At 69.8% G+C, this 21,252-nt stretch carries 19 protein-coding genes and 1 tRNA gene; 16 read left to right on the top strand and 4 right to left on the bottom strand.

The genetic code is table 11. The features are described from left to right. Positions 1-410: 410 nt before the first annotated feature. From E1161_RS01025 to E1161_RS28265, 9 genes are all read left to right on the top strand, one after another. Positions 411-1,247: a metallophosphoesterase family protein gene (locus tag E1161_RS01025; RefSeq protein WP_132618521.1), complete on the top strand. Its 837-nt coding sequence runs from the start codon at positions 411-413 to the stop codon at positions 1,245-1,247. Then, complete coding sequence (locus E1161_RS01020) at positions 1,247-1,888, top strand: 4'-phosphopantetheinyl transferase family protein (RefSeq protein WP_132618519.1); 642 nt, start codon at positions 1,247-1,249, stop codon at positions 1,886-1,888. The genes E1161_RS01025 and E1161_RS01020 overlap by 1 nt, the downstream gene beginning before the upstream one ends. Positions 1,889-2,051: 163 nt before the next feature. Beyond that, positions 2,052-2,225, top strand: coding sequence for an ROK family protein (locus E1161_RS01015; protein WP_132618517.1), 174 nt, complete (start codon positions 2,052-2,054; stop codon positions 2,223-2,225). Beyond that, positions 2,222-3,244 carry a LacI family DNA-binding transcriptional regulator gene (locus tag E1161_RS01010; RefSeq protein ID WP_132618515.1) on the top strand — a complete coding sequence of 341 codons (1,023 nt, stop codon included), beginning with the start codon at positions 2,222-2,224 and terminating at the stop codon, positions 3,242-3,244. Before E1161_RS01015 ends, E1161_RS01010 begins: the two co-directional genes overlap by 4 nt. Positions 3,245-3,377: 133 nt before the next feature. Further along, entirely contained in the window at positions 3,378-4,685 is a 1,308-nt protein-coding gene (locus tag E1161_RS01005; protein ID WP_132618513.1) for an ABC transporter substrate-binding protein, read from the top strand. Beyond that, on the top strand, positions 4,682-5,653 hold the full coding sequence (locus tag E1161_RS01000; protein WP_235874691.1) for a carbohydrate ABC transporter permease: 972 nt from the start codon (positions 4,682-4,684) through the stop codon (positions 5,651-5,653). The genes E1161_RS01005 and E1161_RS01000 overlap by 4 nt, the downstream gene beginning before the upstream one ends. Beyond that, positions 5,646-6,485, top strand: coding sequence for a carbohydrate ABC transporter permease (locus E1161_RS00995; protein WP_132618511.1), 840 nt, complete (start codon positions 5,646-5,648; stop codon positions 6,483-6,485). The genes E1161_RS01000 and E1161_RS00995 overlap by 8 nt, the downstream gene beginning before the upstream one ends. Positions 6,486-6,719: 234 nt before the next feature. Beyond that, a complete protein-coding gene (locus E1161_RS00990; RefSeq protein ID WP_235874690.1) occupies positions 6,720-8,627 on the top strand; it encodes a cellulase family glycosylhydrolase in 1,908 nt (635 codons plus the stop codon). A gap of 58 nt (positions 8,628-8,685) precedes the next feature. Then, positions 8,686-8,808, top strand: coding sequence for a hypothetical protein (locus E1161_RS28265; RefSeq protein WP_268951357.1), 123 nt, complete (start codon positions 8,686-8,688; stop codon positions 8,806-8,808). Positions 8,809-9,262: 454 nt separating this feature from the next. Here E1161_RS28265 and E1161_RS00985 read toward each other — a convergent pair whose 3' ends face one another. From E1161_RS00985 to E1161_RS00975, 3 genes are read right to left on the bottom strand one after another with little or no spacing between them, the layout of a single operon-like run. Next, on the bottom strand, positions 9,263-10,081 hold the full coding sequence (locus E1161_RS00985; RefSeq protein ID WP_132618507.1) for a carbohydrate ABC transporter permease: 819 nt from the start codon (positions 10,079-10,081) through the stop codon (positions 9,263-9,265). Continuing rightward, the gene (locus tag E1161_RS00980) at positions 10,081-11,013 is read right to left on the bottom strand and encodes a carbohydrate ABC transporter permease (protein WP_132618505.1); all 933 of its coding nucleotides are present in this window, start codon (positions 11,011-11,013) and stop codon (positions 10,081-10,083) included. The genes E1161_RS00985 and E1161_RS00980 overlap by 1 nt, the downstream gene beginning before the upstream one ends. Then, positions 11,010-12,308 (bottom strand): ABC transporter substrate-binding protein, encoded by a 1,299-nt coding sequence (locus E1161_RS00975; RefSeq protein WP_132618503.1) that lies wholly within the window; start codon positions 12,306-12,308, stop codon positions 11,010-11,012. Before E1161_RS00975 ends, E1161_RS00980 begins: the two co-directional genes overlap by 4 nt. A gap of 298 nt (positions 12,309-12,606) precedes the next feature. Here E1161_RS00975 and E1161_RS00970 point away from each other — a divergent pair, with 298 nt between their 5' ends. The 3 genes from E1161_RS00970 (at position 12,607) to E1161_RS00960 (ending at position 17,146) form a co-directional block, all read left to right on the top strand. Further along, positions 12,607-14,919, top strand: a complete 2,313-nt coding sequence (locus tag E1161_RS00970; protein ID WP_132618501.1) for a beta-xylosidase/alpha-l-arabinosidase — start codon at positions 12,607-12,609, stop codon at positions 14,917-14,919. A 69-nt stretch (positions 14,920-14,988) separates the two neighbouring features. Further along, positions 14,989-16,011, top strand: a complete 1,023-nt coding sequence (locus tag E1161_RS00965; protein ID WP_132618499.1) for a LacI family DNA-binding transcriptional regulator — start codon at positions 14,989-14,991, stop codon at positions 16,009-16,011. Positions 16,012-16,159: 148 nt separating this feature from the next. Beyond that, positions 16,160-17,146 (top strand): LLM class flavin-dependent oxidoreductase, encoded by a 987-nt coding sequence (locus E1161_RS00960; RefSeq protein WP_132618497.1) that lies wholly within the window; start codon positions 16,160-16,162, stop codon positions 17,144-17,146. Between the two features lie 129 nt (positions 17,147-17,275). Here E1161_RS00960 and E1161_RS27825 read toward each other — a convergent pair whose 3' ends face one another. After that, positions 17,276-17,596, bottom strand: a complete 321-nt coding sequence (locus E1161_RS27825) for an ABC transporter substrate-binding protein (protein WP_235874689.1) — start codon at positions 17,594-17,596, stop codon at positions 17,276-17,278. Positions 17,597-18,052: 456 nt separating this feature from the next. Here E1161_RS27825 and E1161_RS00950 point away from each other — a divergent pair, with 456 nt between their 5' ends. The 4 genes from E1161_RS00950 to selD all read left to right on the top strand — a co-directional run bounded on the left by E1161_RS00950 (position 18,053) and on the right by selD (position 21,202). Next, positions 18,053-18,988, top strand: a complete 936-nt coding sequence (locus tag E1161_RS00950) for a siderophore-interacting protein (protein ID WP_132618495.1) — start codon at positions 18,053-18,055, stop codon at positions 18,986-18,988. A gap of 71 nt (positions 18,989-19,059) precedes the next feature. Then, on the top strand, positions 19,060-20,043 hold the full coding sequence (locus E1161_RS00945) for a sigma-70 family RNA polymerase sigma factor (protein WP_132618493.1): 984 nt from the start codon (positions 19,060-19,062) through the stop codon (positions 20,041-20,043). Positions 20,044-20,080: 37 nt separating this feature from the next. Further along, positions 20,081-20,175 (top strand) — tRNA-Sec (locus tag E1161_RS00940). A 28-nt stretch (positions 20,176-20,203) separates the two neighbouring features. Further along, complete coding sequence (selD, locus tag E1161_RS00935) at positions 20,204-21,202, top strand: selenide, water dikinase SelD (RefSeq protein WP_207920030.1); 999 nt, start codon at positions 20,204-20,206, stop codon at positions 21,200-21,202. Positions 21,203-21,252 lie beyond the last annotated feature (50 nt).

The following is a 21,252-nucleotide window of genomic DNA, read 5'->3' as shown; positions in this document are numbered from 1 at the left end:
GAGATCTCCCAGCAGAACTAGCAGCTCGAACGAGCAGGCGACAAGGAATCCCCCTCCGCCCCCTCGACCTCAACCCGGGAGTCCTCCACCTCACCCTCGACGACCACCACACGCCCACGCTCGAACCACGAGAAACCCCCAGAACTCCCAGGAAGCGGAAACGCGCTGCTCGAGGCGCACCAGCACGAGCGCTCCGCCGTCCCGCCCAGGTCGCGCAGGTCGACGATGTCGGTGGTCGGATCGGGGCGGAGAACCGCCTCGCACCGGACCGCGAGCCCGGCGGTGAACCGGCCCTGCCGGCGGAAGTCGCCGAGCGACTCCCTGCGCTCATGACCACCCATGCATGTCACCTTAGCCCCTTATCACACCAATCCTGGTGGGACGCTGGTCTTAGGCGGTTAGCATCGGCCATGGCCTCTGGTGAACTGCTCGCCATCAGCGACCTGCACGTTGCTGCTGATGAGAACAAGGACATAGCCCGGAAGTTGCGCCCCGGCTCCGATCACGACTGGTTGCTGGTCGCCGGGGACGTCGGGGAGATGTCCGACGACATCACCTGGGCGCTGGAGATGCTGTCCGGGCGCTTCGAGAAGGTCGTGTGGGTTCCCGGCAACCACGAGTTGTGGACGCCGAAGCAGGATCCTCTGCAGCTGCGCGGCGAGGCGCGCTACCTCGAACTGGTGCGGCGCTGCCGTGAGCTCGGCGTCGTCACACCCGAGGACGACTTCCCGGTGTGGACCGGCCGGGGCGGACCGGTCACGATCGCGCCGCTGTTCGTGGGCTACGACTACACCTTCCGACCCGCCGGCACCTCCACCAAGGAGGAGGCGCTGGCCGTGGCGCACGAGTCCGGGGTGGTGTGCACCGACGAGTTCCTGCTGCACCCGGACCCCTACCCCAGCCGCGACGCGTGGTGCCGAGCCCGCGTGGATCACAGCGAGAAGCGGCTCGCCGCCTGCGATCCGGACCTGCCGACGGTGCTGGTCAACCACTACCCGTTGGTCCGCCAACCCACCGACGTGCTCTGGTACCCGGAGTTCGCGCAGTGGTGCGGCACCGTGCACACCGCCGACTGGCACGTGCGGCACCGCGCGGCGGCCGCCATCTACGGCCACCTGCACATCCCGCGCACGACCTCCTACGACGGGGTCCGCTTCCAGGAGGTCTCGATCGGCTACCCGCGCGAGTGGAAGCGCCGGGGCCTGCCCGACGAGCCGCTGCGCCGCGTGTTCCCGGAGGAGCCGTGATGCTCGAACGAGTCCTGCCCGACGATCTCGCGCGGCACGAGCTGTTCACCGACCCATCGGAGGCGCGGTTGTTCGCCGAGGAGACCGCGGTGATCGCGCGAGCGGTTGACAAGCGACGTCGCGAGTTCGCCACCGTGCGCCACTGCGCCCGCACCGCCCTGGCCGAGATCGGCGCACCCGTCGGCCCTCTCCTGCCTGGTGAGCGCGGCGCTCCGGGCTGGCCACCGGGAGTGGTGGGCAGCATGACGCACTGCGCGGGTTACCGAGCGGCCGTGGTCGCCTGGGACAAGGCGGTGCGCACGATCGGCATCGACGCCGAACCGAACGAGCCGCTGCCCGACGGCGTGCTCGACGCGGTGTCGCTTCCGGCCGAGAAGGCCATGATCTCGGCGCTGCCGGGCACGGTGCACTGGGATCGAATCCTGTTCAGCGCCAAGGAGTCGGTCTACAAGTCCTGGTTCCCGCTGACCCGCGAGTGGCTCGACTTCGAGCAAGCCGAACTCACCCTCTCCCTCGACGGCACCTTCCACGCCCACCTGCTCAAGCAGGGCCACGACCCCCACGGCGCACCCGTGACCTCCTTCACCGGCCGCTGGCTGGCCGAGAACGGCCTGATCATCACCGCCATCGTCGACCGCTGAGCGCTCTCGCCGGCGTCCGACGTGCCATACTCCGCTGCTCGAACAGCAGTCGCCCGAGGGGAAGAGCGGTGGCGGGACTTCCGGACTGGTCGCTGGTCGACGTGCTCGACTGCTCGACGTCCTCCGCGCCCACGTGGGCGTGCGCTTCGCGGTGCGGCGGACGATGGTGACCCTCGCCGACACGCCGGGGAACCCGCTGGCCCGCGGCATCTCGTACCTCCTCAACTCGCTGGGTCCAGATCTGGTGGTGATCGGGGGGCGCGGGACCGGGAAGCTGCTGCTGATGCCGTTGCGCGAGGAACTGCCGCGGCGGCTCGACGAGGCCGTGGCGCCGTGAAGCGGCCGACGATCATCGACATCGCCCGCGCGGTGGGCGTGTCCAAGGCTGCGGTGTCCTACGCGCTCAACGGCCGCGGCGGGGTCTCCCAGGAGACGCGGGACCGGATCCTCGACGTGGCCGCGGACATGGGGTGGCGCGCCAGCAGTGCGGCGCGGGCCCTGTCGAGCGACCGGGCCGCCACCGTCGGCGTCGTGCTCGCGCGGTCTCCAGAGGTGCTGCGGACCGAACCCTTCTTCATGCAGGTGGTCGCTGGTCTGGAGCAGACGCTCTCGGCGCACGGCTTCTCGCTCCAGCTGGCGCTGGCGTCGGATCCGGGCACCGAGCTGGAGACCTACCGCCAGTGGTGGGCGGAGCGCCGCGTCGACGGGGTGCTGCTGACCGATCTGCGGGTCGACGATCCGCGCCCGGCGTTGCTGCGGGAGCTGCGGATACCCGCGGTGTTCTTCGGCACCGAGCGGCCGATGGCCGGCATTCCCGTGCTGTGGGTCGACGAGCACGACATCGCCGACAGCGCGATCGGGCATCTCACCGACCTGGGTCACAACAGGATCGGCCACGTCCAGGGACCGGGGCAGCTGAGGCACACCGCTCGCCGCGAACGGGAACTGCGGCGTGCGGCCGCGGAACGAACTGGCGTGACGCTGCTGCGCGATCACGGCGACTACACCGAGGGCGGCGGCGTGGCCGCCACGGCGCGGCTGCTGGACACGGCGCGGCCACCGACGGCGATCATCTACGACAACGACGTGATGGCGGTGGCGTCGGTGGCTCGGGCCGCGGAACTCGGGGTGCGGGTGCCCGCGGACGTCTCGGTGCTGGCGTGGGACGACTCGATGCTGTGCCGGGTGGTGCACCCGGCGATCACTGCCTTCTCGCACGACGTGGGCGCGGCCGCGGCGCGGGCGGCGTTGATGCTGCTGGAGCTGATCGAAACAGGCGTCGCCGACGACTCCCGCTTGCAGCCCAGGGAGCTGATCACGCGCGAGAGCACAGCTGTGGCACCGGTGTTCGGCTGACCGGAGCAGCACTCGAGCACCGGAAGTAACGAATCGGTCACGCAGATCGGACCGGCCTTCTTGTTAACCGGTTAAGTCCCTAGTTTGAGCGGCGGACCCAACGACGGGTCCGACGAGGCCGAGGAGTCGTTTCGTGATCAAACGCTCACTCGCGGCGGTGTCGCTGATCGCGGCGCTGCTCGCCGGGACGCTGACGGGATGCGCGGGCTCGGCCGAAGACCCCAACACGATCACCTACTGGGCCAGCAACCAGGGCAAGAGCGCCGAGCAGGACATGGAGGTCTTGCACGACGAGCTCGCCCAGTTCACCGCCCAGACGGGCATCGAGGTGAACGTCGAGGTCATAGGCTGGTCCGATCTGCTCAACCGGATTTTGGGCGCGGCCACCTCCGGGGTCGGACCCGACGTGGTTAACCTGGGCAACACCTGGGCCGCGTCGCTGCAGGCCACCGGCGCGTTCGTGCCGTTCGACGACCGGTTGATGCAGCGCTTCGGCGGCCGGGAGCGGTTCCTGGACAGCAGCATGAGCTCGACCGGCATGGCGGGCCAGGTCCCGACATCGCTCCCGCTGTACGGGCTGAGCTACGGCGTGTTCTACAACAAGGAGCTCTTCGCCGAGGCCGGATTGGCTCCCCCGCGCAACTGGGACGAGTTCCTCGCCGCCTCCAAGCGGCTGACCGATCCCGCCCGCAACCGCTGGGGACTTACCATCGCGGGCGCCAGCTACACCGAGAACGCGCACTTCGCCTTCATGTTCGCCCGCTGGGAGGGCGTCGACCTCATCACCGCCAACGGGCCCGAGTTCGACTCACCCGGCGCGGTGTCCGCCGTCCAGCGCTACTTGCACCTGATGTCGACGCAGAAGGTCGTCAGCCCCGGCGACGCCGAGGAGGGCAACACCTCCAGCGCCGCCGAGGACTTCACCGACGGCAACGCGGCGATGCTCATCGCCCAGAACAGCGTCATCCCGACGCTGCAGGACAACGGGATGTCCGAGGACGCCTACGGCGTGGTTCGGCTGCCCGCGCCCGATCCGCTTCCGCCGGGCGGCACACCCGCGCTGAGCCACGTGGCCGGGTCGAACGTCGCGGTGTTCGCCGACAGCCCGAAGCGCGAGCAGGCGCTGGAACTGGTGGAATTCCTGACCAGCAAGGACGTCCAGGCGTCGTTGAACAAGGAGTACGGGACGCTGCCGGTGGTCAACGACGCCTACGACGATCCCGCCTTCCACACCGAGGAGGACGAGGTCTTCTCGGACGTGCTGGCCAACTACTCGGAACCGGCACCGATGATCCCGACCGAGGCGCACTTCGAGACGACCGTGGGTTCGGCGATGCGGGACCTGTTCGCCGAGATCGCCACGGGCCGTCAGGTCACCACCGATGACGTGCGGGCCGCGCTGGCCGACGCCGAGCAGAAGATGCGAGGTACCGGAAGTTGACCAGCACCGCTGCCCACTCCCCCGCCCGGCCGGTGACGACGCCGGAACCCCCACCGCGACGCAAGTGGTCGCCGAGCCGTCGACTGCTGCCGTACCTGCTGGTGGCGCCCGCGTTGTGCTTCGAGCTGCTGGTGCACCTGCTGCCGATGCTCGGCGGGCTGTACATGAGCGTGCTGGAGCTGACCCAGTTCTACTTGCGGGACTGGCTCAACGCGCCGTTCGCGGGCGTGTCGAACTTCAGCTTCGCGCTGGACTTCAACAGCGCCGTCGGCGTCACCCTGCTGCGCTCGTTCGCGGTGACCGCGGGGTTCTCGATCCTGACCGTGGGACTGTCCTGGCTGCTCGGGGTGTTCGCGGCGACGCTGCTGCAGCGCTCCTTCCGGGGACGTGCGGTGCTGCGCACCTTGTTCCTGGTCCCCTACGCGCTGCCGGTCTACACCGCCGCGATGATCTGGAAGTTCCTGCTGGACCAGGACGACGGCATGGTCAACGCGACCCTGGGCGGGCTGGGCCTCACCGGCGGCCAGACGTTCTGGCTGCTGGGCGACAACGCGTTCCTGGCGACGGTGGCCACGGCGACGTGGCGGCTGTGGCCGTTCGCGTTCCTGGTGCTGATGGCGGGCATGCAGTCCATCCCGCACGACGTCTACGAGTCGGCCACTGTGGACGGCGCCGGGTTGTGGCAGCAGTTCCGCTCGATCACGTTGCCGATGCTGCGGCCGGTGAACCAGGTCCTGGTGCTGGTGCTGTTCCTGTGGACGTTCAACGACTTCAACGTCCCCTACATCCTGTTCGACAAGTCGGTGCCCAACGCGGCGAACCTGCTGTCGATCCACATCTACAACAACTCGTTCATCACCTGGAACTTCGGTCTCGGGTCAGCGATGTCGACGTTGCTGCTGCTGTTCCTGCTGGTCGTCACGGCCGGGTACCTGGCCTTCACATCGCGGAGGATGAAGGATGCCTGAGCCGAGGTGGTTCCGCGTCCTGCGGGTCGTGGGCCTGACGCTGCTGACGCTGTTCACGCTGGTGCCGCTGTACGTGATGGTGACCTCGGCGTTGAAGCCGCTGGGTGACGTGCGGGACCGGTTCCAGTGGTTCCCGGACCACCTCACCTTCGAGCCGTTCGTCGACATGTGGTCGACGATCGATCTCGCCGACTACTTCCTCAACAGCGCCATCGTGGCGCTGGGCGCGGCGCTGGTGTCGCTGACGCTGGCGATCCTGGCGGCCTACGCGGTCAGCCGGTACAGGTTCCGCGGGCGGAACGGTTTCCGGATCGTGGTGCTGTCGACCCAGATGTTCCCGGGGATCTTGTTCCTGCTGCCGCTGTACCTGATCTACGCGACGATCGGCCGCTACACCGGCATCGAGCTCTACGGCAGCCAGCTCGGGTTGATCGTCACCTACCTGACGTTCTCGCTGCCGTTCGCGATCTGGATGATGGTCGGCTACTTCGACACGATCCCGCGCGACCTCGACGAGGCCGCGCTGATCGACGGCGCCAGCCCGATCGGCGCGCTGTGGCGGGTGGTGCTGCCCGCCGCGCGGCCGGGAATCGCCGCGGTGGGGATCTACGCGTTCATGACGGCGTGGGGAGAGACGCTGTTCGCATCGATCATGACGGACTCGGATTCGCGGACGCTGGCGGTCGGGCTGCGCGAGTACTCCACGGAGACCTCGGTGTACTGGAACGAGGTGATGGCCGCCTCCCTGGTGGTCAGCATCCCGGTCGTCATCGGTTTCCTCGCGCTCCAGCGCTACCTCGCCCAAGGCCTGACCGCCGGCGCCGTGAAGTGACCGAGCTTCCGGCACCAGCCGTTTCAAGTGTGGGACTCAGCCCGCTCCGCCGCGGGTTCTGAGCGGCTTCGTGGCGAGTACGCCGGGACGCCGTGTATTGGACATACATCAGGAGCGGCGCACGGAGTCCACGAAGCCGCTCAGGTTCCGCCACCCGCACCGCCAAGCCGGGCAACCACAGAACAGAAGGACAGCGGAAGGGTTCTCATGCGACGTAATAGCGCCAAGGTGACTGTGGCCGGGCAACCCCAGGTGTGGCTGGGTGCCAACTTCTGGTCGCGCACCGGTGGTCCTCTGATGTGGCGGAACTACTCCCCCGAAGTCGTGCGCGCCGAGCTCCGGGTGCTCCACGACCACGGCCTGCGGCAGACCAGGTCGTTCTTCTACTGGCCCGACTTCATGCCCACCCCGGACACCGTGGACGAGCAGAAGGTGGCGCACTACCAGGACTTCCTGGACGCTCACACCGAGATCGGGATGACCTCGATCCCCACGTTCCTCGTCGGTCACATGTCCGGGGACAACTGGGACCCGGAGTGGCGCGGCGGCCGGGACCTCTACGCCGACGTGTGGCTGGTGTCCCGGCAGGCGTGGTTCGTCCAGCGGATGACCGAGCGCTTCGCCGGGCACTCGGCGGTGGCGGGCTGGTTGCTCAGCAACGAGATGCCCATCTACGGCCGGTTGCGCCACGAACCGAAGGCGCCGACCGAGCAGGTCAGCGCGTGGGCGCAGCTGATGGTGCAGGCGGTGCGCGCCGGTGGCGGCACCCAACCGGTGTCGCTGGGCGACGGCGCGTGGGGCATCGAGGTCACCGGCGTCGACAACGGGTTCTCGGTGCGGGAGACGGGCGCGGTGGTGGACTTCGTGGGTCCGCACGTGTACCGGATCGACAGCGATCCGGTCCGCCAGCACCTGATCGCGGCGTTCATCTGCGAATTGTCGGCGGTGGCCGGCAAGCCGGTGGTGCTGGAGGAGTTCGGCCTGTCGAGCGACCAGGTGTCGCCGGAGAACGCCGGCCACTACTACCGCCAGACGCTGCACAACTCGCTGCTGGGCGGTTCGACGGGCTGGGTGGCGTGGAACAACACCGACTACGACGACCTGATCGGCCAGGGCCCGTACTCGCACCACCCGTTCGAGATGCACTTCGGCATCACCGACCACACGGGTGCGCCGAAACCGCCGCTGCGCGAGCTGGCCGCGTTCGCCGAGGTGCTGGAGCAGGTGGACTTCACACGCTGCGAGCGCAGCGACGCGCGAGCGGGCCTGCTGGTGACCGAGTACCTGGAGCGCGGGTACCCGTTCTCCCAGGACGACGACCGGCCGCTGATCTTCGACACTCTGCGCCAGGCGTACGTGGCGGCTCGCGAAGCGGACCTGCCGGTGGGGTTCACGAGGGAGCGCGACGGCATCGACGCCGACTGCGACCTCTACCTGCTGCCGTGCGTGAAGCAGGTACAGGGCCCGACGTGGCAGCGGCTGCGCGAGCGGGTCGCCGAGGGCGCGGTGCTGTACCTGTCCTACACCGCCGGCGAGGTGGGACATCACCGGCAGCCGTGGATCCCCTACTTCGACGAGACCTTCGGCGTGCGCAAGGAGATCACCTACGGCGTGGTCGACGAGGTCGCCGACGAGGAGGTGGTGTTCACCTTCGTCGAGGACTTCGGCTGCATCGAGGGGGGTGCGACGCTGCGGTTCCGGGTAGCGGGCAACGAGCACAGCCGCTCGTTCCTGCCCGTCGTCCCGGACGGCGCCGAGGTGGTGGCCACCGATGCGCACGGCAACCCGGCGCTGCTGCGCTGCCCGACCGGCCGGGGCCAAGCCGTGCTGTGCACGTACCCGGTCGAGCTGTTCGCGGCCCGCAGCACGCGGGTGAACCCGGACGACAGCCACCGGCTCTACGCGGCGCTGGCCGACGTCGCCGGAGTGGCCCGCGAGGTCGTGGTGAACGATCCGGAGGTGTTCGCCGATGTCGTGGTGCACGAGGACGGACGCCGGTTCGCGTGGCTGGTCAGCCAGCACGCCGAGGACGTGACGGTGGTCCCGCGCACCGCGGCTTCGCTGCGGAGCCTGTCCGGTGAGCCGATGTCGGAGGTGACGCTGGCGCCGTTCGGCGTCGAGGTGGTCGAGCTGAAGCCCTGACCGGCCGCTGGCGGACCTCGGTCTCTCGAGGAGCGAGGACCGCCCGCTCCTCAGCACGGTGGCCGACGGTTCCTCCTCCCCGGAGTGCCCGCTGACATCGGGCGAGCACGAGCGCCGACCGGTCCGCGAGGCCGAGCTGCGCGTGGTCCAGGTCGATGTGCCCCGCGCCGGGCCGCCGTGAGGGCGGGGCCGGCCGCCTGCGCCGACGGCCGGCCCCATCGGACTGCGCCGACACCGCATCCTGGTCCTGAGGGGCGGATCGCGGTGGGGCGTGACCGACCTTCCCGCGGGTGGCGACGATGGTCACCACGGCCGCGACGGTCGAGGCGATGAGGGATGTGCGGGTGACCGTGGCGTGGTCGCCACCGGAGGAGATCTTCGCCACGTCGTGGAGGAGCAGTTGTTCACCCCGAGGTGCATCAGCGCCGCATCGATCGTTCTACCCGTCCTCGCGGACCTGCCACGTGTGCGGAACCGGGCGGCGCAGGCTCTTCGGGGACTCGATGGCTCTGCCGTCCGACAACGCAGCGAGCGAGCTGAGCCCCACACCTGGAACAGCGGCTGCGCCGGGTCATCGAGCAAGGCCTGGCGGTGCCGGTCGGCGGTCTGCCCCTGGCCGCCGACCGGCACGGTCCTCACTTGCCCGCGCCCGCGGTGAGTCCGGCGATCATGAACCGTCGGCCGAGGACGTAGAGCACCAGCACCGGTATCGCCGAAAGCACCACACCGGCCATGATGGCGGGAACGTTGACGGTGTACTGGCCCTGGAACTGCCACAGCATCACGGGCAGCATCGCGGTCTCCTCGCGCTGGGTGAGGATCAGCGGGAACAGCAGCCCGTTCCACACCTGCAGCGCCTGGTAGATGCCCACCGCCAGCAACGCCGGCCGCGACAGCGGAAGCACCAGGTTCACCAGCACCCGCACCTGCCCCGCTCCGTCCAGGCACATCGACTCGTAGAGCTCCTCGGGGATGTCGCGCAGGAAGTTGCTGAGGATCAGCACCGACAGCGGCATCGCGAAGGCGATGGCGGGCAGGATGATCGCCAGCAGGCTGTCGTAGAGCCCGGCCTCCACGATCATCACGTACACCGGGATGATCGTGGCCTGCAACGGGATCGCCAGTCCTGCCAGGAACATCCGGAACAGCCATTGGTGCCTGCGTCGTTTGCCGCGCACCACGACGTAGGCGGCCGGCAGCGCGACCATCAGCACCACCACGACGGTCAGCCCGGTGGTGAGCAGGCTGTTGAACAAGAACTTGGAGAAGCCGTCGGAGAACACCATCCCGTAGTTCTCCAACGTCGGAGAACCGGGGAACGACAACGGGTTCGAGCCGGTGGTGTCCTCCTGCGCCCGCAGGCTGGTGACCACCACGTAGTACAGCGGCACGGCCACCACCAGCGCCCACAGCAGGGCCGCGGCGTTGGGCAGCAAACCTCTGATTCGCAGCATCACGCGCCCTCCTGGTCGCTGCGCATCCGGGCGAAGCCGGAGTACTTGGTCAGTCCCAGCGAGAGCGCGGTGCCGAGCGCCACCAGCAGCAGCGCGATCGCGCTGGCGTATCCGAGCTGGTACTGCTGGAAACCGGTGACGTACATGGTCACCGGCAAGATCCGGGTGGCGTCGCCCGGTCCGCCTTCGCTGAGCACGTAGAACAGGTCGAAGTAGGTCAGCGAGCCCACCAGCATCAGGGTGCTGGACGTGACGATGGTGTTGCGCAGCTGCGGCAGCGTGATCAGGAAGAACCGCTGCACCGGCCCGGCGCCGTCGAGTTCGGCGGCTTCGTAGAGCTGCGCGGGGATCTGCCGCACGCCGGCCTGGTAGATCAGCGTGTGGAACGGGATGAATTGCCAGGACACCACGAAGATGAGCGTGAACAGCGCCAGATTCGCATCACCGAGCAGGTTCAGGCCGGGAAGGCCGAGCGCGGGCAGCACGCCGAACTCCGGGTCGACGAGGTTTCGCCACAGGATGCCGATGCCGGTGGAGGAGAGCACCAGCGGCAGGAAGAACAGCGCGGCGAGCACCGCCCGGTGCCGCTGCTGGCCGGCGACGTAGACGCCGAGGAGGATGCTGATGGGGGTTTGCACGACCCAGCACAGGATCATCACCTGCAGCGACACCCACACCGAGTGCCACATCCCGGAGTCGGAGGCGAGTTCGCCCCAGTTCTCCGCGGCGTTGAGCTCGGGGGCGGAGATGCCGTTCCAGGCCATCATGGACAGCACGATCACCACGACGATGGGCGCGACGACGAACGCCGCGAAGAACACGAGAGCGGGTGCGGCGAACCAGGTGGAGGGCTCGGTCCAGTGCCGCGCGGAGCGGCCCCGTCGTTCGGTGGTGGCCGGTGCCGTGGGGCGCAGCGCCTCGGTGGCGGTCATCGCGAGGACTCCTCCATCAGCTGGGAGAACTCTTCCGGGCTGATCTGGTCGAGGAACAGCTTCTGCAGGTTGATCAGCACGTTCTGGGCGGGTCCGGGCGGCAGCGCCTGGTCCCAGGACTGCTGGAAGTGCGGTGCGTTCTTGGTCAGGTCGTAGACGAAGGTCATGAAGTCGGCGTCCTCGGTGGCCCGCAGCTGGTCCTCGATGCCGGTCACCGGCGGGACGTCGCCGCGCTCCAGGCGGCCCTCGGTGAAGGCGTCGCTGGAGAGCTCCTGGCGCAGGAACTCCACCGCTTCCCGCTGGTCGGGGCCCGCGGTCGCGGACATGAAGGTGGTCGGGTTGCCGACGAGGTTGGCGGGATCTCCCTTGCCGCCTTCGACGGCGGGGAACGGTGCCCAGCCGAGATGCCCTCCGCGGACCCACTTCTCGTCGTCGCCGAGCAGGTCGGAGTAGCCCGAACCGAGGTGGACCATCATCGCCGCGCGCTCGCTCGCCAGCAGCGTGCGCTGCTGGCCGAGTTCAGCGCTGGTGGAGGCGAAGGCGTTGCCGAACGCCCCTCTGCGCACGAGGTCCTGCAGCATGGCGTTGGCCTTGATGATGTCCGGGTTGAGCCACGCCCCGGGTTTGCCCTCGACCACGTCCCGGAAGGCCTCCGGTCCCGCGACCCGGTCGACGATGGCCTCTTCCCACATCAGGTAGGTCCAGGAGTCGGCGCCGCCCAGCGCGATCGGCAGGACGCCTGCCTGCTGGAACTCGGGGATCTGGTCGAGCAGCTCGTCCCAGGTGCGCGGTGGCTGCAGGCCGACCCGGGCGAAGACGTCCTTGTTGTAGTACAGCAGCACGGGCTGGATGCCGCCGACGGGGATGCCGTAGGTGCCGCCGTTGATGTCGACCGGGCTCATCACGCTGGGCAAGAAGTTCTGCCGCCACTCGGGGTGTTCGCGCATCGCCGGGCCGAGGTCTGCGACCTTTCCCGCGTCGATGAACGCCTGCAGCGCTCCCCCGCCCCAGCCGAAGAAGGCGTCCGGCGGCGTGCCAGAACCCATCGAGACCCAGAGCTTGTTCTTGTAGGGGTCGTTCTGGAAGAACTGGGTTTGCATGCGGCGACCGGTTCGCTGCTGGAACCTCTCGCTCTCGGCGGGCATCAGCTCTTCCTCGCCACCGCCGCTGATCGCCCAGGTGGTGACCACGTCGGCGCTGCCCTCGCTCGGCGGCAGCAGCACGGCGCAGCCGGTGGAGGTCAGCGCGCACGCCAGCGCCGCACCCATCGCGCACAGACGTCGCAGTCCACGCATCGTCAACTCCCGTCGCACCGTTGCGGACCTTCCGGAGCCCCGGCGGCCGGTGTGCACGTGGTCACACCCGGCTGCCGGTCGGCGAGACCGTACCGCAGCGTCGAAGCGAACTTCAAGGAGATGTTTCCAAAACTTTCACACCGTGCTTCACCCGTGATCAACGGTACGAGTGCAGGACTTTCGATGAAACATGTGGCAATCTGTCGAGCATTGCACCCCTGGTTGCCGGATCATCGACAGAAACTGTTTCGAAAGCGTCGTCCGGACGACCGCCCCACCACGACGGGAGTCGCCGCACATGCCGCAGTCGCGCCCGACCGAGGACCGCCAGCCCTACCGCGATCCCGCACTACCGGTCGAGGAGCGGGTCGCCGACCTGGTGTCCCGCATGACGCTGGAGGAGAAGCTCAACCAGCTCGTCGGGATGTGGATCTACGTCTCCGGAGCCGAGGAGCGCGTCGCGCCGCACCAGGAGGACTTCGCCGACGACACCCCACCATGGGACGAGATGATCGAGAACGGGCTGGGCCAGCTCACCCGCGTGTTCGGCAGCGCGCCCATCGAACCGGCCAAGGGCGCCGCTGCCCTGTCCCGCCTGCAGCGGGAGATCACCGGATCCAGCCGGTTCGGCATCCCGGCCGTCGCGCACGAGGAGTGCCTGGCCGGTTTCACCGCCTGGGGCGCCACCGCCTACCCGGTTCCGCTGTCCTGGGGCGCCTCCTTCGACCCCGACCTGGTCCGCGAGATGGCCGCGAGCATCGGCGCCGACATGCGTTCGGTGGGCGTGCACCAGGGGCTGGCCCCCGTTCTCGACGTCGTGCGGGACCTGCGGTGGGGACGGGTCGAGGAGACCATCGGCGAGGACCCGTACCTGGTCGGCGCGGTCGGCTCCGCCTACGTCACCGGACTTGAGTCGAGCGGGATCGTGGCCACCCTGAAGCACTTCGCGGGCTACTCCGCCTCCCGCGCCGGCCGCAACCTGGCGCCGGTGAGCATGGGACCGCGCGAGTTCGCCGACGTCGTCCTGCCGCCTTTCGAGATGGCGCTGCGACTCGGCGGCGCCCGCTCGGTCATGCACTCCTACACCGACGTCGACGGCATGCCCTCGGCCGCCGACGAGGCGCTGCTGACCGATCTGCTGCGCGGCGAACTGGGTTTCACCGGAACCGTCGTCGCCGACTACTTCGGCGTGTCCTTCCTGCACAAGCTGCACGGCGTCGCCGACGGACCCGGGGCGGCGGGCGCGGCCGCGCTCCGCGCCGGTGTGGACGTGGAACTGCCCAACGCCCGCTGCTACGTCGAGCCGCTGGCGCACCTGGTGCGCTCCGGGGAGGTCGGCGAAGCGCTGGTGGACCGCGCGCTGCACCGGGTGCTGAACCAGAAGGTCGAACTGGGCCTGCTGGATCCGGACTGGTCACCGGAGGCCGCGCAGCCGCGCGAGCTCGACCCCGCGCGGAACCGGGACCTGGCCCGGCGACTGGCCGAGGAATCGGTGGTGCTGGTCGCCAACGACGGCACGTTGCCGGTGCGCGAACCGGGGAGGGTGGCGCTGGTGGGCCCCCTGGCCGACGACCCGTTCGCGCTGCTGGGCTGCTACTCGTTCCCGGCGCACATCGGCGTGTCCTACCCGGACTGGCCCAACGGCATCGAGCTGCCGACCTTCCGCGACGAGATCGCCCGCATCGCCACGCACGTCGACCACGTCAAGGGCTGCGACCTCCCCGAGGGCGGCGCCGATTTCGACGCCGCGCGCGCCGCCGCGGCTGACGCGGACCTGTGCGTGGCGGTGGTGGGCGACCGGGCGGGCCTGTTCGGGCGCGGTACCTCCGGCGAGGGCTGCGACGCGGCCGACCTGCGACTGCCCGGCGACCAGGAAGAGCTGGTCGAGCAGCTGCTGGAGACCGGAACACCCGTGGTGCTGGTGGTTTCCAGCGGTCGCCCGTACGCGCTGGCCAGGTTCGCCGACCGGGTCGCGGCGGTGGTGCAGGTGTTCTTCCCGGGCGAGGCAGGTGCCGCCGCGCTCGCCGACGTGCTGACCGGCGAGGTCAACCCGTCGGGCCGGCTGCCGGTGTCGATCCCGGCCACCCCGGGCGGCAACCCGGGCACGTACCTGACCGCTCCCCTGGGTGCCGCCAGCGAGGTCAGCTCGCTGGATCCGACGGCGCTGTTCCCGTTCGGCCACGGCCTCTCCTACACCACCTTCGCCTACTCGGACCTGGTGATCAACGCCGGGGAGGTCGCCACCGACGGCTCGGTGGACATCTCGTGCTCGGTCATCAACACCGGCGACCGCGACGGCGACGAGGTCGTGCAGCTCTACCTGCGCGACCCCGTCGCGCAGGTAGCCCGCCCGGTCCGCCAGCTGACCGGTTTCACACGCGTTTCGGTTCCGGCGGGCGAGTCTCGAACGGTGTCGTTCCACCTGCACGCCGACCGGACCGCCTACACCGGCGCGCGCGGCAAGCGCGTCGTCGACCCCGGGGTGATCGAGGTCCACGTGGGCGGCGACAGCGCGCACGCGCGGTTGTCCGGCGAGTTCCGGCTGGTCGGCGAGGTGCGGGAGGTCGGACCCGACCGCGTCCTCGACACCCCGGCGACGGTGACTCCGTGAGGTGATCGGGTGTGGGCGGTTGCTCCGAAACTTTCAGGTACGGTGACGTCGGTCGAGCGAGGAGGCAGGGTGGCTGAGGCGAAGAAGGACCGCGTGACGATCAGCGACATCGCGCGGGAGGCCGGTGTCTCGGTCCCGACGGTCTCGAAGGTCCTCAACGGACGTCCGGAGGTCGCCGCCCACACCCGCGAGCGGGTCGAGAAGCTCATCAACCGCCACAACTACTCGCGTCGGGCCAACCACGGCAGCGGGCGCGCGGGGCTGATCGACCTCGTCTTCCACACCCTCGACAACGAGTGGGTGCTGGAGATAGTGCGCGGCGTCGAGAGCGTCACCCACGACGCCGGGGTGGGCATGGTGGTCTCGGCGGTGCACGACGGGCGCAAGACCGAACGCGCGTGGCTGGACAACCTCACCTCGCGGCGCTCGGACGGCATCATCCTGGCCGTCACCGAGCTCGGCCCGCGACACGCCGAGCAGCTGCACGGCCTCGGTGTCCCGGTGATCATCATCGACTCCCTCGGCCAGCCCGATCCTCGGGTGGCGTCGGTGGGCGCGACGAACTGGAGCGGCGCCCGCGCCGCCGTCGAGCACCTCATCGAGCAGGGGCACGAGCGCATCGGTTTCATCGGCGGTCCACCTCAGTTGCAGTGCTCGGTCGCGCGCCTCGACGGCTACCGCTCCGCGCTGATGGCGGCGGGTATCCCGGTCGCCGACGAGCTGATCGCGGACGGCGACTTCACCCACGACCGAGGCCAGGACGCCGCGGGCGAGCTGCTGGCCCTGCCGGAGCCGCCGTCGGCGATCTTCGCGGCCAACGACCAGCAGGCACTGGGCGCCTACCGAGCCGTCGAGCAGGGCGGGCTGCGCATCCCCGACGACATCAGCGTCATCGGCTTCGACAACCTGCCGATGGCGCAGTGGATCTCGCCCGCACTGACCACGGTCAACCAACCGGTCGCGACGATGGCGGCCGAGGCCGCGCGAATGGTGCTGCGGCACGCCGAAACCGGCCGCTTCGAGACCAACCGCGTCGAACTGGCCACGGACCTCGTCCTGCGCGCCAGCACCGGGCCCGGCCCCCAGTCCTGACACACCGCGCCCGCCCGGACACGCCGCGCATCTGAGACCAGATCACACGGCGTCCGGGAAATATCGGAACTCGGCGATGCGTTGCCACCCAGGGTGGCCGGGACGTCGGGTCCCGGCCCGTGGCTCGTGTGGAAAGGCTGATCCTGTCGTGACTGTGGTCCTCTCCGTTCTCGATCTGGCGCACATCGGCGAGGGGGAGACCGCCGCGGACAGCTTCACCGCCAGCGTCGACATGGCCCAACGCGCCGAGCGGTGGGGCTACCACCGCATCTGGTACGCCGAGCACCACAACATGCCGACCATCGCCTCCTCCGCCACGAGCGTGCTGATCGGCCACGTCGCTTCCCAGACCAGCACGATCCGGCTGGGCGCGGGCGGCATCATGCTGCCCAACCACTCGCCGCTGACCATCGCCGAGCAGTTCGGCACGCTCGAAACCCTGTTCCCGGGCCGGATCGACCTCGGTCTGGGTCGTGCGCCGGGAAGCGACCAGCGCACGATGCGGGCGCTGCGCCGCGATCCCACCTCGGCCGACGCGTTCCCGCAGGACGTGCTGGAGCTGCAGGGCTACCTGGCCGGCGAGACCCGCGTCGCCGGGGTCAACGCCACGCCCGGCCACGGCACGAAGGTGCCGCTGTACGTGCTGGGTTCGTCGATGTTCGGCGCGCAGCTGGCCGCCCTGCTGGGTCTGCCGTACGCCTTCGCCTCGCACTTCGCCCCGGACGCGCTGGAGGCGGCGACCTCCCACTACCGCCGGGAGTTCCAGCCCTCGGCGCAGCTATCCGAACCGCACGTGATCGCCGGGGTCAACGTGATCGCCGCGGACACCACCGAGCACGCCCAGCAGCAGTTCCTGGAGGCCAAGCGCTACCGCGCGGGGCGGATGCTGGCGCAGGGCCGCAACCTCAGCACCGAGGAGATCGACGCCCTGCTGGCCTCCCCCGCCGGCCGCCAGATCGAGGGGATGACCCGCTACAGCGCAGTAGGCACCCCGGCCGAGGTGGACGACTACCTCGACGGGTTCGCCAAGCAGGCCCAGGCCGACGAGCTCATGGTCGTCTCCTCGGCCGTCGACCGCGCCACCTGGCTGCGCTCCCTGGAACTCCTCGCCGACGTCCGCGGCCTGGGCGACTGACACCAGCCCACGGCCCCGAAAGTGCTCCGCGCGAAGCGGCTTCGGGTCCGGACCGTCCGGCGATCGTGGACGGTCCGGACCAGAACCGCGCGGTGCCCACCCCCGGTCACGGGCACCCCGAGGACGGGCTCAGGCGGCCAGCCGGGATTCGAGCTGGTCGCCGAGCTCGTTCATGATCTTGGCGTAGCTGGCGTGGCTCATCGGTGCGACCGCGTCCCACTCGACGAACCGGTCCGCGCTCGCCGCGGGCGTGGCGGCGAAGACGGGGTCCTGCTCCACCTGCTCGGGCGTCATCGAATTCGACCGCGCGTCCCAGAGCATGATGTCGCCGGGGTAGGCGTTGGCCTCCTCCCAGGACAACCGCTCGAAGTAGCCGCCGCCGGCCTGGTCGGGACGCACCGGGGTGGTGATCGGCAGGCCGAGCTCTCCCGCTCCTCGACCAGGTGCCACAGGCCCTGGTACTCGGCGTACTCGCCGCTGACCAGCAGGTCCGGATGCGGCGAAGCGAGCCGTTCCAGGTTGACCTCCCCGTACCCGGCGCCGGTGACGTCGGTGACCGTCCTGGGATCGAGGCTGCCGGCCTGGGTTCGACCGAGCGTCCTCGCGCCCCAGCGGCCCGAAGGTTTCCGGCGATCTTCACACCGAAGTCCTGCAGCGCGGCAGCGGCCGAGACCTGGGCGACGGTCCGCTGCGGGCGCTCGGGGGCAGTCACCGAGATGCCGCGGTCATCGGTGTAGCACCAGCCGTTGCCCGTCTGTTCGGGCTGCGTGATCCGCACGCGGACAGCGGGCCGATGGCGGCGAGCGAGACCGCGGTCAGCGCGGCGGCCCGGATCGTGTGAAGCAAGGTCGACCTCCCATGAACCTAAGGCTAGGCTAACCTAGCGCCACCATCGGGAGGTTTCAGATGACAGCCGCACGAACCGGACGAATCGCCAGCGCGAAGCCGGAGTACCGCCTGTTCCCGGTCGTGGTGAACCGAGTGCTGCGCCTCGGGCCCAGCTTCGTGCGGATCACCTTCGGCAGCGCTTGCCTGTCCGGGTTCGGGTTCGGGTTCGGCGGTCTCGACCAGCGCATCAAGATCGTGCTGCCCAAACCGGGCCGTCCGCTCGGCGACTTCCCCGAGGGCGACAACTGGTATCCCCGCTGGCTGGACCTGCCCGACGACGTCCGACCCGACCTGCGGACCTACACCGTGCGCGCCTACCGGCCCCACGCCCGGGAGGTCGACGTCGACTTCGTGCTGCACGGGCTGGACGACGGCCACGCCGGCCCCGCCTCCACCTTCGCCGCCACCGCGCGACCCGGCCAGGTCATCGGCCTGTTCGCGCCGGACCGCCCCGGCTCGGGCCGGATGTGGGGCTGCGAGTGGTCTCCCCCGGCCTCCGCCGACCGCCTGGTGCTGGCCGGAGACGAGACGGCCGTGCCCGCGCTCGCGGCCATCGTCGAGTCGCTGCCCTCCGACTCGCACGGCGTGGTCTGCGTCGAGGTCCCCGACATCGGCGACGAGCAGGAGTGGGAACGCCCCGCCGGGGTGGACGTCCGCTGGTACGCGCGCGCTGGAGCACCGCACGGCAAGCTCCTCACCGAGGGCGTGGCCGAGGCGCTGCGCGAACTGCGCCCGGTCCGCGACGCCTCCCCCCGGCAGTCCGAGCTCGTCGACGTCGACGTCGACACCCGGGCGCTCTGGGAGGTGCCGGAGGCAGCGACCGGCTCGATCTACGGGTTCCTGGCAGGCGAGGCGGCCATGATCAAGCGGTTGCGCCGATTGCTGATCGACGAGCACGGCGTCCCCGAGCAGGCGGTGGCGTTCATGGGCTATTGGCGCGAAGGTCGTTGTTGACCCTCTTGTCGGGCTCGCGCGCTAGCGTCTTCGGCATCGGGTCGGGCCACCTCACACCGAAGGACAGCGCCATGCCAGTCACCTCGACCGCGCCAACCGACGACTTCGTCGCGCAGGCGGACTCCTACCGCCGGGAACTGATCGCGCACTGCTACCGGATGCTGGGTTCTCTGCAGGACGCGGAGGATCTCGTGCAGGAGACCTACCTCAAGGCGTGGCGGTCCTACGACCGCTTCGAAGGGCGCAGTTCCGTGCGCACCTGGCTGTACAAGATCGCCACGACGACCTGCCTGACGGCGCTGGAGAACCGCAAGCGGCGTCCGCTGCCCAGCGGTCTGGGCGCTCCGGCCGACGACGTGCCACACGAGAAGGTCGTCGAGTCCGGTGAGGTGCCGTGGTTGCAGCCGATCCCGGACGGCATGATCGCCGACACCGCCACCGACCCGGCCTCGGTCGTGGGACTTCGGGAGAGCACCCGGTTGGCGTTCATCGCCGCGCTGCAGCACCTGCCCGCGCGGCAGCGGGCGGTGCTGGTCCTGCGCGACGTCCTCAAGTGGCGGGCGTCGGAGGTCGCCAACGCCCTGGGGATCTCCACCGCTGCGGTCAACAGCGTGTTGCAGCGCGCCCGCGCCCAGATAGCCGAGGTCTCGCCGTCCGAGGACGACCGGCCGCAACCGCTGACCGCCGAGCAGGAGCGGCTGCTGGAGCGCTACGTGGCCGCGTTCGAGGCCAAGGACGTGTCGACGATCGTGGACCTGTTCACCGCCGAGGCCGTCTGGGAAATGCCCCCCTTCCGGCTGTGGGTGCGCGGCGGCGAGCGGATCGCGCAGCTCAACACCCGGCAGTGCCCGGCCGGGCCGGACGGGCTGCGGCTGCGCCACACCCGCGCCAACGGGCAGCTGGCCTTCGGCGTCTACATCCGCGGCGACGACGACGTGTTCCGCCCCTTCCAACTGCACGTGCTCGAACTCGGCGAGAAGCAGGTCGAGCACGTGGTGTGCTTCTTCGGCGTGGACTTCGCCAAGTTCGGCCTCCCGGAGTCGGTGACGGACTGATCTGTGCTGATCGGAGTTACCTCCTACAGTGGGCGCCGGAGACGTTCGGGGTCTGGTGGCCCCCACGGCCTTCAAAGCCGATGGCGCCGAGCACCTCGGCGCGGCGGGTTCGATTCCCGTCCGTCTCCGCCAACTTGTTCCCCGACCGCGAAGGATGTCGATGGGCGGGTATCGGCTCACGCAGTACGCGCACGGCGGCGGATGCGCTTGCAAGATCCCGCCGGGCGAGCTCGAGGAGGTCGTCGGCGGGCTGATGCCGGAGGTCGCCGAGCCGAACGCGAAGCTGCTGGTCGGGTTGGACACCGGTGATGACGCCGCGGTGGTGTGCACCGACGAGGGCGCGGGGGTCGTGGTGACCACGGACTTCTTCACCCCCGTGGTGGACGATGCGTTCGACTGGGGGCGGATCGCGGCGGCCAACGCGCTGTCCGATGTGTACGCGATGGGCGCGACACCGCTGCTCGGGGTGAACCTGCTCGGCTGGCCCCGGGACGTGCTGCCGTTCGAGCTGGCCGGGGAGGTGCTCCGCGGCGGCTCGGAGATCGCGGCTTCGGCCGGATGTCACCTGGGCGGCGGGCACAGCGTCGACGATCCCGAACCCAAGTACGGGCTGGCGGTGACGGGTCTGGTCGATCCCGACCGGATGCTGCGCAACGACGCGGCACGGCCGGGTCTGCCGCTGACGCTGACCAAACCGCTGGGCATCGGAGTCCTCAACACCCGGCACAAGCGGACCGGCGAGCGCTTCGCCCACGCCGTCGCGGCTATGACCGAGCTCAACGGGGACGCCTCGAAGGCGGCGCTGCGCTCCGGAGCGGTCTGCGCAACGGACGTCACCGGTTTCGGTCTCCTCGGGCACCTGTTCAAGACGATGCGCGCCTCCGGCACGACCGCTGAGCTCGACGTCTCGGCCGTGCCCTACCTGGAAGGCGCCCGGGAAGCCGTGCGCGACGGCTACGTCAGCGGAGGCACCCGCCGCAACCTCGACTGGGTGAGACCCCACCTGGACCCGGGCAGCACCGGCGTCGAAGACCTGTTCCTGCTCGCCGACGCCCAGACCTCCGGTGGCCTCCTGGTGGTCGGCGAAGTCCCCGGTTCCCCGGTGATCGGCCACGTCCTGCCCGGCCGATCCGACGACATCCGAATCACCCTCCGCTGAAGCAAGCTCGTCCACCGCTTCCCGCACGCCCCGGCTCGCCTCCGTGGTGA

The organism is Saccharopolyspora aridisoli, assembly GCF_004348445.1.
GTDB lineage: Bacteria > Actinomycetota > Actinomycetes > Mycobacteriales > Pseudonocardiaceae > Saccharopolyspora > Saccharopolyspora aridisoli.
Note: the sequence above shows the minus strand (reverse complement) of the source record. Positions and strands in the feature narration are given on the sequence as shown.

What these genes read in the sequence shown, in the direction of transcription:
- E1161_RS00970 (WP_132618501.1), top strand. Translation starts at nt 12,607, where the DNA reads ATGCCGCAGTCGCGCCCGACCGAGGACCGCCAGCCCTACCGCGATCCC.
- E1161_RS00945 (WP_132618493.1), top strand. Translation starts at nt 19,060, where the DNA reads ATGCCAGTCACCTCGACCGCGCCAACCGACGACTTCGTCGCGCAGGCG.
- E1161_RS01015 (WP_132618517.1), top strand. Translation starts at nt 2,052, where the DNA reads ATGGTGACCCTCGCCGACACGCCGGGGAACCCGCTGGCCCGCGGCATC.
- E1161_RS00995 (WP_132618511.1), top strand. Translation starts at nt 5,646, where the DNA reads ATGCCTGAGCCGAGGTGGTTCCGCGTCCTGCGGGTCGTGGGCCTGACG.
- E1161_RS01025 (WP_132618521.1), top strand. Translation starts at nt 411, where the DNA reads ATGGCCTCTGGTGAACTGCTCGCCATCAGCGACCTGCACGTTGCTGCT.
- selD (WP_207920030.1), top strand. Translation starts at nt 20,204, where the DNA reads ATGGGCGGGTATCGGCTCACGCAGTACGCGCACGGCGGCGGATGCGCT.
- E1161_RS01020 (WP_132618519.1), top strand. Translation starts at nt 1,247, where the DNA reads ATGCTCGAACGAGTCCTGCCCGACGATCTCGCGCGGCACGAGCTGTTC.
- E1161_RS00975 (WP_132618503.1), bottom strand. Translation starts at nt 12,308, where the DNA reads ATGCGTGGACTGCGACGTCTGTGCGCGATGGGTGCGGCGCTGGCGTGC.
- E1161_RS00950 (WP_132618495.1), top strand. Translation starts at nt 18,053, where the DNA reads ATGACAGCCGCACGAACCGGACGAATCGCCAGCGCGAAGCCGGAGTAC.
- E1161_RS00980 (WP_132618505.1), bottom strand. Translation starts at nt 11,013, where the DNA reads ATGACCGCCACCGAGGCGCTGCGCCCCACGGCACCGGCCACCACCGAA.
- E1161_RS00985 (WP_132618507.1), bottom strand. Translation starts at nt 10,081, where the DNA reads ATGCTGCGAATCAGAGGTTTGCTGCCCAACGCCGCGGCCCTGCTGTGG.